The organism is Alteromonas portus, from assembly GCF_005117025.1.
Classification (GTDB): Bacteria; Pseudomonadota; Gammaproteobacteria; order Enterobacterales; family Alteromonadaceae; genus Alteromonas; species Alteromonas portus.
In genome coordinates this window covers 139,145-150,115 of the sequence record NZ_SWCO01000008.1, presented here as the reverse complement: position 1 = coordinate 150,115, position 10,971 = coordinate 139,145, and the positions used below count along the sequence as shown (strand labels likewise).

Annotated in this window: 4 protein-coding genes; 3 read left to right on the top strand and 1 reads right to left on the bottom strand. The window is 46.0% G+C overall.

Translation table 11 applies throughout. From position 1 onward, the window contains the following. The first annotated feature begins 210 nt into the window (after positions 1 to 210). A complete protein-coding gene (locus E5672_RS14340) occupies positions 211 to 1,890 on the top strand; it encodes an AMP-binding protein (RefSeq protein ID WP_136782822.1) in 1,680 nt (559 codons plus the stop codon). Between the two features lie 187 nt (positions 1,891 to 2,077). Here the strand turns inward: E5672_RS14340 and E5672_RS14335 are convergent, their stop codons facing one another. Continuing rightward, the gene (locus tag E5672_RS14335; protein ID WP_136782821.1) at positions 2,078 to 2,731 is read right to left on the bottom strand and encodes a dUTP diphosphatase; all 654 of its coding nucleotides are present in this window, start codon (positions 2,729 to 2,731) and stop codon (positions 2,078 to 2,080) included. A 637-nt stretch (positions 2,732 to 3,368) separates the two neighbouring features. On the opposite strand from E5672_RS14335, the gene recC reads away from it, so the two are divergent. Continuing rightward, positions 3,369 to 7,001 (top strand): exodeoxyribonuclease V subunit gamma, encoded by a 3,633-nt coding sequence (recC, locus tag E5672_RS14330; RefSeq protein ID WP_136782820.1) that lies wholly within the window; start codon positions 3,369 to 3,371, stop codon positions 6,999 to 7,001. Then, positions 6,998 to 10,948 carry an exodeoxyribonuclease V subunit beta gene (gene recB, locus E5672_RS14325; protein ID WP_136782819.1) on the top strand — a complete coding sequence of 1,317 codons (3,951 nt, stop codon included), beginning with the start codon at positions 6,998 to 7,000 and terminating at the stop codon, positions 10,946 to 10,948. Before recC ends, recB begins: the two co-directional genes overlap by 4 nt. Positions 10,949 to 10,971: the final 23 nt, after the last annotated feature.

Here is a 10,971-nt window from a genome sequence, read left to right as displayed (position 1 = left end):
AAAGCGTTTTTATTGTGCAGAGAGGATCATAAAGAGTACAAAGCCCCATCTATAAAAAAACTAAATTAAGCGCTCAACGCCTTGTTATTCATCGCAAAGAATGTAAACACTTGTTTAAAAAGCTTGTTTTTCAATAAAAAATAAGGCTTATTATAAGACTGTGAAATCATTGTAAAAATGAGCTACATTATAACAACATATGAGTGACTTATGCCGCTAGACATGACAGCAAACGCAAACACCACGGAAGTAATAACATCGCCATTAAGTATGTTGTACCACTGGGAACAAAGCCGTGGGGACGACATATTTCTCACCCAGCCTGTTAACGGTGAGTACCACGACTACACGTGGAAGCAAGTAGCCGAGCAAGCCCGAAAAGTGGCGGCACGTTTACGTGAGTTCGATTTTCCGCAAGGCAGCCGTATAGGCATCTTCTCAAAAAACTGTGCTGAATGGTTTATCACTGACCTGGGCATAATGATGGCAGGCCATGTGTCGGTGCCTATCTTTTCCACAGCGGGTCCGGATACGGTCCAGTATGTATTAAAGCACGCTGACGTACAGCTCCTTTTCGTTGGAAAACTAGACAACACCGCAGAGCAAGTTGCGTCTATTCCTTCAGAATATCTAACGGTTGCTTTCCCTTATCCAAATATTGCTACCAAGCAACAGTGGAAAGAGTTTATGGATATCGCGCCAATTACCGACTCACCGGTACATGACATGGATGACATAATGACAATCATCTATACGTCGGGTAGTACTGGTCAGCCAAAAGGTGTGGTTCATAGCTACAATACAGCTTGTTGGGCAGCGCGTCGTTCACTAGACCAACTAGGTATCAACCAAAACGATCGTACAATGAGCTATTTACCGCTAGCGCATATTACAGAGCGTGTATTAGTCGAGCTTTCGAGCTACTACAGCGGCGGAAAAATTCATTTTGTGGAAGATTTAGCGACATTCCAGCGCGATGTGGGGCATTGTCAGCCCACGTTGTTCATCTCTGTACCTCGTTTATGGACCAAGTTCCAAATGGGCGTACTAGCGAAAATGCCGCAGAAGAAATTAGATACGTTGCTGAAAATTCCAATTTTGAACAAGATCGTGGCGAAAAAAATTCGCAATGGTCTCGGCATCAACAACGCCCGCTTGTGGGCAAGCGGTTCAGCGCCACTTGCACCTGCGGTCATTGAATGGTTCGCGAAAATCGGTATCAACATTTCTGAGGGGTGGGGAATGACCGAGAACAGTGCCTACGGCACGGGTAGTGTACCATTTAGACACGATAAAATTGGTTGTATTGGTAAGCCGTATGACGGTGTAGACATCCGTACTTCAGAAGAAGGCGAAATTCAAGTGAAGTCGCCATGCAATATGTTGGAGTATTACCTAGAGCCAGGAAAAACCGCTGAGGTCTTTACCGAAGACGGCTACCTTCGCACGGGTGACAAAGGTGTTATTGATAACGATGGCTACGTTAAAATAACGGGCCGTTTGAAAGATATCTTTAAGACGGCGAAAGGCAAGTACGTTACGCCAGCGCCGATTGAAGCTAAATTTATGGAAAACCCTATAGTTGAGCAAGTCTGCGTGACAGGTACAAATTTGCCTCAGCCAGTGGCTTTACTTGTGCTTAGTGAAGAAGCGCAGAAAAAAGATAAAGCGAGTATTGAGGCAAGCCTTAAGAAAACATTCGAAGCCATCAATGCAAAACTGGAAAGCCACCAGGTGATGGATCGCGTTGTAGTGATGAAAAATGAATGGAGTATCGAAAACGATCTATTAACACCTACGCTTAAAGTTAAGCGTCACGTACTAGAAGATAGGTTCGTTGATATTATTCAAGGTAGCTATAGCGACAAATTAGTCTGGGTAGACGCGTAACGTTGTCGCTAGTTTTATTTTATTGTTACGGAAATAAACTAAAAAGCTCTGTCATGACAGAGCTTTTTGCTATCTGAAGGAAGGAAACAGTCAGCGTTGAAACCTTAGCGGGGTATTTCGTTACCGCAGCATGCATGCACAATTTGTATACGCGCAAACACAATTGCGCCAGCAAGGCGTAATGCGATTACGCCGGGTAGCGAGAGCGTAAGCCTTCATAGACCAAGTCGCTAAACTCAGGCTTCGTCAAATCAAGGGAATCCATTACTTCTACCAGGTGCTCGTTGTCTTCACGACCTTCCCACACTTTTACGTAAGTGCCTTCTTTATAGCCGTTATCTTGGCGGAAAAAATTGAGCACATTTTTACCTACGTACTGACGATACAGTTCGTCAGCTGACATTTCACACTGACTCACGATAAACATGAATAGTGGAACGCTAAAGCGTTTGGCGGCGCAAAGGCCTGTCATCAATTCTAAGTTATCAAGAAGCGACTGATTTGACGCGTCATAATCTTTACCATCAAAAGTCACTAAGGTGTTGCCACTTGCCAGTTCAGAAGCAATACTTTTCGCAGATTCTTCAATATCACCTTTATACTCGATGATGCAGGCACTTAGCGCGAAGTGCCAAATGTCAACTAACTCCATTTGAAGTTGAGGCAAGTCTTTCTGCTGTGCTTTCCACCATTTCCAACCGTGATGCTCGATGGCTTCAACAGACTCAACCATGGCTGCACGTAAATATCCATAACCAGCATTTAGCCAGTCAGGGTTTACTTTGGCGTTCATTTTGTCTTGAAGAGAAAGCATAGTGGCGAGTTGTTGCGCGGTTAACATTAGTGCTCCTGCCGTGAATTTATTTGAGTTTTCTAAAAAGGAAATTGTACTTGAATGACGTCGCAGGAGAAACCGCTAATTGTCATCCGAGTTATCTCAGTATTAATTCGTCGGTTTAGTGCATGCTTGTGGTGCACTTGCACCACTGTAAAACTGCATCGCTACAACTAAAGTATTGCTATTTGCTTAAGTCTTTGAATTGTAATGAATAAAAAGTTGGCACTCAATCTGCAAAATAGTATTTGTTAACAGTGCTGCCCAGTAGCGCTAACGTGAATGAGTGCCAGGCAACGCTTATTCACGTTGTTACTGAGTAGACCGTAAACCTTACCCATACAGATTTTTCGTGTCCTGAGGTCTGTGTGGGTTTTTTTTGTCTGAAAAACGCCCTCGCATGCTTCTTTGCACTCTTTCGCTGCGCCATATCTTTGTATCACTTCGTTAATGAATTATTCGGAGGTTGTTTTCGCCATGCCCCTCGGTATTTGTTCTATTATCATAAGACATTTGCTTATCTAAATTTTGGAGAAATAACTTAACTACTGAGCACAATGCGATACACTAAATTATAAGGTCGACGATACTTGTACAGTCTTTGCACAGTATCTAAAAGCACGTTCTACAAAGGATTTTTCGATTGCTTGCGCTATATCCCTCTAATAAATTAGAACACTTAAGTTTTCTTCTCACCACGCTTTTACGTCAGCAGCCCATGGGCGTATTTACGCCAGAAACCATCTTGGTTGAAAGCCCTGGAATGCAGCACTGGGTCAGCATGCAGCTTGCCACAGAACACGGCGTGGCAATGAATATTGATTACCCTTTACCAGTGCGCTTTATGTGGAATACCGCACGTACTGTACTAGGACAAGACAAAGTACCCAAGCAATCTCCATATCGTCGTGAAGTACTGACATGGCGAATCGACAATATTCTCCAAGATGGCTCGCTGATGAGCGCAGAAGCCTTCGAGCAAGTTAACCGGTATTGGCAGAATGCAGGAAGTGAACAAGAGCAGGGGTTACAGCGCCTTCAGCTTGCTACCGCTCTGGCCGACGTGTACGAGCAATACTTACTGTACCGCCCAGACTGGTTGTTTAAATGGGAAGCGAACGAACGCGCTGTATTCGATGACATGGAGATATGGCAAAGCGAAATTTGGCGCATATTGGTCAAAGAGCAGCCTTTGCACCCTGCACGTTTGCATCAAATGACCCTAGAGGCGTTAGGAGCGTTGGAAGCTGGCCATTTACCAACTGATCCATCAAATAAGTTGCCTACTCGTGTCATAGTGTTTGCCATTAACACTATGGCCCCACAGCTTATCGCGTTTTTTGACGCCCTCGCGCAGCACATTGATATTCATATATTTCATTTAAATCCTAGCGTTAATTATTGGGGTGAAGCGAAAAGCAGTAGCGAACAGGCGAAATTATTACGTTTGGAAGGGCTCAAAAAATGGATGGAAGAAGATCAGTCGAACCCGCTGCTTGGAAACTTAGGTAAACAGGGCAGAGAGCTATTCAACTTACTCACTGAACTGGATACCTTTGAGATTAGTGCGTTTGATTCACCTGATTTTGAAGAAACAAACGATAACGCTGACAGTGACACTGCTCGTGGTCTACTCGAGTATATTCACAACGATATCTTGCAAGCCGCTCAACCGAAGCCACTTACTCATGATTTAAGAGAAAAAGACGATAGCGTTACTATCATGTGTACCCATTCCGCGCTTCGCGAAGTGCAGGTATTACACGACCACTTGTTACACTGGTTATCTCAAGATAAAACGCGCACCCCATCTGATATTCTGGTGATGTGCCCGGCCATCGAAAACTACGCGCCATTTGTTGATGCTGTATTTCACAGAGTAGGCACAAAGGCTTTGGCTGGCAGGGGGCAGGTTAGGCTTCCGTGTACCATTGCAGATAGAAGCCCAATGGATGCAGAGCCGTTGATTGCGGCATTTATGGCGCTGCTACAACTGCCCGATAGCCGTTTTGGTGTGTCGGACATTATGGATTATTTGCAGTTAGATTCAGTGCAAAAGCGTTTCTCAGTGTCACAAGATGATATCGATCAAATGGTGGTTTGGCTAAAACAAGCTCATATTCATTGGGGCCTTAATAGCGCCCACAAAACTGCCGTTTCAGAAGGTGTTGATCTAGACGATACCTATAGCTGGTGGTGGGGAATACGCCGATTACTTATGGGCATGCTTGCACCAGATAGTGAAGTCATTGTTAGTGACTTACTTACTATTCCCGACGTTGAAGGACAAAGTGCGCTTACGCTAGGCAAGCTTATTGACGTTGTGGCACTGTTGGGTGAGTTTGCCCAAGTATTAACAGCCCCAAGGACGGCCGCGCAGTGGTCTAAAGCCTTAATATCGCTTAGAGATGCGTGTTTTATGCCGATACAAGAGCAGCAGCAAAGTTGGGATCTTATTGCCAAAGTTGCTGCCGATCTTGCTGCACGGTGCGAAGAGGCAGGTTATGAACACGAACTCACCCTTCGTCAGGTTCGCGACCTGCTACTCAATCGATTCTCGTCGCCAGATGCCGGCAACCACTTTATGACCGGTCAGGTTACGGTGTGTTCTATGCTGCCAATGCGTAGCATTCCGTTTAAAAAAGTGTGCATTTTGGGGCTGAACGACAGTGAATTCCCCAGAAAATCAAGCCCGCTGGGTCTTGATTTAATGGCAGGTGCTGGCCGCCAAATTGGTGACCGCTCACGGCGTTTGGAAGACAGGTATTTATTCCTAGAAGCCATTATTTCCACCAGAGACAGCTTATATTTAAGTTACCAAGGGAACGACGTTACCAATAACAGTGAGCGGCAACCCAGTCTAGTATTGGCTGAGTTCATGGATATGTTAGCAAACAGCTACGTACTGGATTTATCAAAGTACAGCGTTAATGCGCCGCTTCACCCGTTCAGTGAAGAAGGCTTTACGGGAACCTTTCCGAGCTACGAAACAGGGTGGTTACGGTTAGCTGACGCGTTGCAGAAAACGAAATTAAATACCGATGAAGCAGATAATGAATCTGCCAATGATGCGGATACGGCAACGTTAGCACCATCACCTGATGCACTATCAACGCAATCGCTTCGTTTATCAGGTATTCAAATTGCGAGAGCTTTCAAAGATCCGCTGGAGTATTTCTCTGTCCAACGGTTGGGCGTGAATCTGTCTCAATCGTTTACGCTACTTGAAAATAGCGAGCCGTTTGAAACCAATGCGCTGCTACGTTACCAGGTGCTCGACGCTATCTTTTCATCTGCGGAGCGCATTGCGCCAGAGAAAGATGATGTTACCCAGCTTTCATATAGTGAAAAAGTGGTCACGATTGCGTCGCTTAGAGGGGATATTCCCAATAACCCCGTTGCCAGAGATGAAGTTGATATGTGGAAAGAAGGGGCGTTGGCATTAAGTCAGGCCATGGGCCCTCATGACGCAGAACCTAAAAAAGCACACTTTCAAGGCAAGTACATCACCTTTACTTCATCGGCTTTATTAGGCAGTGACGCGCTAGTCGAGCTATGTGCAGGCAAAGTTGACGCACATCGCGCCCTGGGATCCTTCATCTCCCAATTAGTTTTTTCAAGTAGCGTTGAAGAAACCAGCTACAACAACTATCCGCTGGATATCTATTCGTGCACTTGGGAAAAGGGCGAAACCATTTTGAAAAAGCAGCGCTTCCCCGCTTACGATCGGGAAACTGCTGTGCGGTTACTTTTGTTTATTGAACAGCTTTATATGGCAGTTTACACGGCGCCGACACCTATTCATTTAAGTTTGTTCGGTACTTTTATGCCCGGGACCAGAAATTCAGACACTAAGCCTGTAGTGGAAAGCATAAAGCCTGAGATGTTTACCGACATTCTGCATGCGCTACTAGAGAGTGCGGACGGGACTAGTGAAACCGACAAAGCGATACTTAGCCAAGTTCAACAGGCAGTAGATGAGCTGTTCCCATTCATTGATAAGGGAGACGATGTAGACAGCGAAACAACAAGTGAAAAACACGAAAAAGCCAAACGAACATTAGACCAAGCCGCTGCACTTTTTGACACGATAGAATTACAGCGAGCATTAACCGACTGGCAACAAAGTAGCGGGCAGTTCAGCGCCGATATGGCAAGCAATCCTTACTTAAATTGGTTGTTTCCTCAGGGCGTGAGTTGGAACGATGTGCCGTATTTAAGTGCTTTTGTGCTGCTCGCCATGGTCAACAATGCGTCTCAGGAGGAGAAGCTATGAGTTACAACCCTACATCCTCTGACAACCCTCTAGACGAGCAATCTCAGCTGGAAACCGACGACCACAGTGGCACTGAAGCGCAACTACTCGATGTCGTCGCTATGCCGTTAAAAGGGCGCCATCTTATTGAGGCCAGCGCCGGCACAGGTAAAACCTTTAATATTACGCGCTTGTACCTGCGTCTATTGCTTGAAAAAAAGCTCACCGTCAAAGAAATATTGGTGATGACCTTCACCAAAGCCGCGACCGAAGAAATAAAGGGGCGTATTGCGGCAACACTAAGAGAAGCTCTACTTATTTGGCAGCAAGCCAAAGGTAACGGCAATGAAATAGACAGTGGCTGTGACCCGGTTTATCAGTATTTATTCAATAGCTGTGATATTGACGAGAGTCTGGCCCTTTTAAAAGCGGCGCAGCTCGAACTTGATGAAGCCTCAGTGTTTACTATTCACGGCTTCTGTCAGCATGTTATTACCCAGTTAGCGTTTAACAGTGGCTTTGCCATGTCCCTCAATTTGGGCAATGACACCAGCGATTTATATCTTGAAGCTGCCGAAGACTTCATTCGAAAAATTAGCAAAAGTGAGGACGAGTTTAGACTACTGGCAGAGTCTGGCTGGCATACACCCGAAAAACTGCTGCGGGAGTTTAATGCCAGCATTAAAAGTACTCTGACCCCGATTTTGCTTAGTGAAGAGGATATTGAGGCGGCGTGTAAAACGCAGCTAGATGAAGCGCCGTACACGTCTTTAGCCTACGTGAAGTCTCTACTTCAAAGCGTAGAGGATAATGAAGGGCTATTGGTAGAACAGCTCATCAAAACACCGGCCCATAAAAAAGAGCGGCCGCAGGAATTGGCTGCACTTAAAGCTTGGTTGCGTTCTTGCGTGGATGAACAAAGTTATTATCTTCCGCCGCCCGAAGCGGAAGCCTTTGTTAAAGGTAACCGATATGCGCGAAATTCATCTGGTGTAAAAGAGATCTTAACGCCTATAAAAGATTTTGCAGGGGCGCTTAAAAAAGCATTTAGTGAGAAAGACAAAGCGCTTGGTAAGGTGCCTGTATTCAAGCTGGTGGTTGAAGCCATTGCGTTCATCAAATCCCGCGTTGAAAAGCAGAAAAAGCAGCTTGGCGTTATCGACTTCGACGATCTTATTCGCATGCTCGCCGACGAAGTGGTGAAGCCAAACAATACTCTTGTGCCTGAACTTCGCAAAAAATTTCCCGTAGCGCTTATTGACGAATTCCAAGATACCGATGCAAAGCAGTACGCGATTTTAGACGCAGTTTATCCTAATCTTGAGAATGCCAACGAAAGTGCATTATTAATGATAGGTGACCCCAAGCAGGCGATTTATCGTTTTCGCGGTGGCGATATTTTTACCTATTTAAAGGCGGGTAGGCAGGCAGATTACCGCTGGGTGATGAATACCAACTGGCGCTCGGTAGAGGGAATGGTTAAGGCCTATAATCGGTTATTTTATGGTGCGCCTGTGGCATCAAATAAACCCACCGACGTGTTTGGCTTTGACATCAAATACAACCCTGTGGAATTTACGCCTAAAGCGGCCGCGGCAAAAACGCCACTTATCGACCCTGCCGAACAAAATAGTTTAATGAAGAGCGGTGTAATGAAAAGTGCTGTAACGAAACGCAGCGCAATGAACTACGTTAGCATGTGTTTGGAGGACAAAGAAAACGCCCACATTATGCGTCGCAAAATGGCTCAGTGGATTGCGCAAGAGATTTACCGCTTATTGAACGAAGCGCACTTTCAAACCGCCAATGGTGGCACCGCGCCGGTGAGGCCTCAGGATATCGCTATCTTAGTGAAAGACAGGACCGAAGCTGGTGCTATCAAAAGTGTACTGCAGCAAAAAGGCTTGGCGTGCGTTTATTTAAGCGATCGCAGTAACTTATTTGCCAGTGCCGAAGCCAAAGATGTACTGCGGTTACTTAACGGTATTTGGCATGCCAACGACACCAGTAAAGTGGCGTCGAGCTTGGCGTCTCCGCTTTGGGGTTATAGTGCCCAAACTCTTATTGAACTGCTGTACCATGAAGATGACGCGCAGTGGGATGCGGCAATCGACAAAGTATTGTCGCTGCGAGATATGTGGCTGCAAAAAGGGTGCATGAGTGTGCTGCTGTATTTAATGCAAGATAGCTATCAACCTCATGCTGACAGTGTGGAACGCGCCCTTACTAACTATCAGCATTTGGCCGAAGTGCTGGAAAAAGCCAGCACGACTCACCAGCGCCCAGAGCAGCTACTCGACTGGTTGAATAAGCAAATTCATAAGCCTGAAAGTGATGAAGAGCTTACTTTGCGTCTTGAAAGTGACAGCCAGCTTATTCGACTTATTACTCAACACGGCTCGAAAGGGCTAGAGTACCCCATCGTGTTTGTTCCTTTTGCCACCGGCTACAAAGACGCCGCTAAAAACGGCAATACTACGTCGCAGATATTTACCTATTACGACGAAGAAAAACAAGATTTACAAATGCAACTGGGGCAGACGCCACAGGCCATAGCTCGCGTTCAAAGCGAGAGCGAAGCGGAAGACATGCGACTGGCCTATGTGGCGGTAACACGAGCTGCCCATCGTTGTTACATGGGTGTTGTACCGCTAACTAACAACGAAAGAAGCGCATTAGCACGAGCACTTGGTGTAGGTGGCGATGGCAGCAACAACGATTGGTCAAGTGTGTTAAACCGCGTTGCTGAAGAAGATGCGTCCCATGCCAGCCATATCGACGGTGATGAGTTTGAGGAAGTGTATAATGGCTTTGAGCAAGAAGATGAGTTACCTCAGCTTACCGCGTTGCAATTTACCGGCACGGCAAGCGAAGAATGGCGACTGTATTCATTCTCAGCAATGAGCCGTTTAACCACGGTTGTTACAGGGCAAAGCCCAGAGACTGGCGCGGCAGCAGAAAAAGGCGCAATAACAGAGCCCTTGAGTCAAACCCTTCCTAGTGTGCCCGTACTTCAAACCATTCGAGATGAAGAAGTGTATGCAAGCGACACTCTTGTGGGGGAGATGGGCTCAATTGATGCAGACATCAATTCCTCGGCGGGTATTGAAAGTACGGTAAGTAAAAATGACCTGCGTTTCACCCTAGAGAAAGGTGCGAGCGCAGGTAACTTACTTCACGATATTCTAGAGCACAGTGACTTTAGTGCGCCCGAGTGGGAAGAAACTGGCAAAGAACTGGTAAACCGCTTTGGGTTAGATGAGAAGCGCACGCCGTTACTTTATGAGTGGCTAGAGGAAACACTGCAAACACCGCTTTATCCTAATACGCAGTTAAGTATGAGTGATTTGCCCTTAGCGCAAACCCTGCGCGAAGCAGAATTCTATTTTCCAATGAACGACACGCAATGGGCTCATCTTCGTGAAGTACTCGCTACCCATAGGCAAAACGTGGCTGACATTATTGGTGGCGAGGTGGAAACTGCGCCTCAATTAATCACAGCTAAATTACAGGGAATGATGCACGGGTTTATTGACTTGATTTTTGAACATGACGGTCAGTTTTATGTGGCAGACTACAAATCGACTTGGCTTGGCGATACCCTAGATAGCTACACGCCAACAGCACTGTTTCATAATAACCAGCATCACCTTTACGACCTTCAGTACTTAATTTACTGCCTGGCGCTCCATCGCTATTTAAAGAATACGCTGCCCAACTACGACCCAGATGTGCATTTCGGTGGGGTGTATTACCTGTACTTACGCGGCATGCACCCAGAAAACGAGCGCGGAGAAGGGGTGTTTTACACTGATATTCCATCGTCTTTACTCAACCGATTAGACGGGATATTTGCGAGCAGAGTCGATGCCCAGCAAGGCGATGGTTCTTCGAATGCTGGCAGCTCTCACCAGCCATTGGAACAAACGTCTTTGGGTCAGCAGCAGTTTAGTTTTGACGACGAGTAATACACGTCAAAAGAACTAAGGCA

Bases quoted from the DNA above. Each gene is read 5' to 3' on its own strand.
- recB (WP_136782819.1), top strand. From the start codon at position 6,998: ATGAGTTACAACCCTACATCCTCTGACAACCCTCTAGACGAGCAATCT.
- E5672_RS14340 (WP_136782822.1), top strand. From the start codon at position 211: ATGCCGCTAGACATGACAGCAAACGCAAACACCACGGAAGTAATAACA.
- E5672_RS14335 (WP_136782821.1), bottom strand. From the start codon at position 2,731: ATGTTAACCGCGCAACAACTCGCCACTATGCTTTCTCTTCAAGACAAA.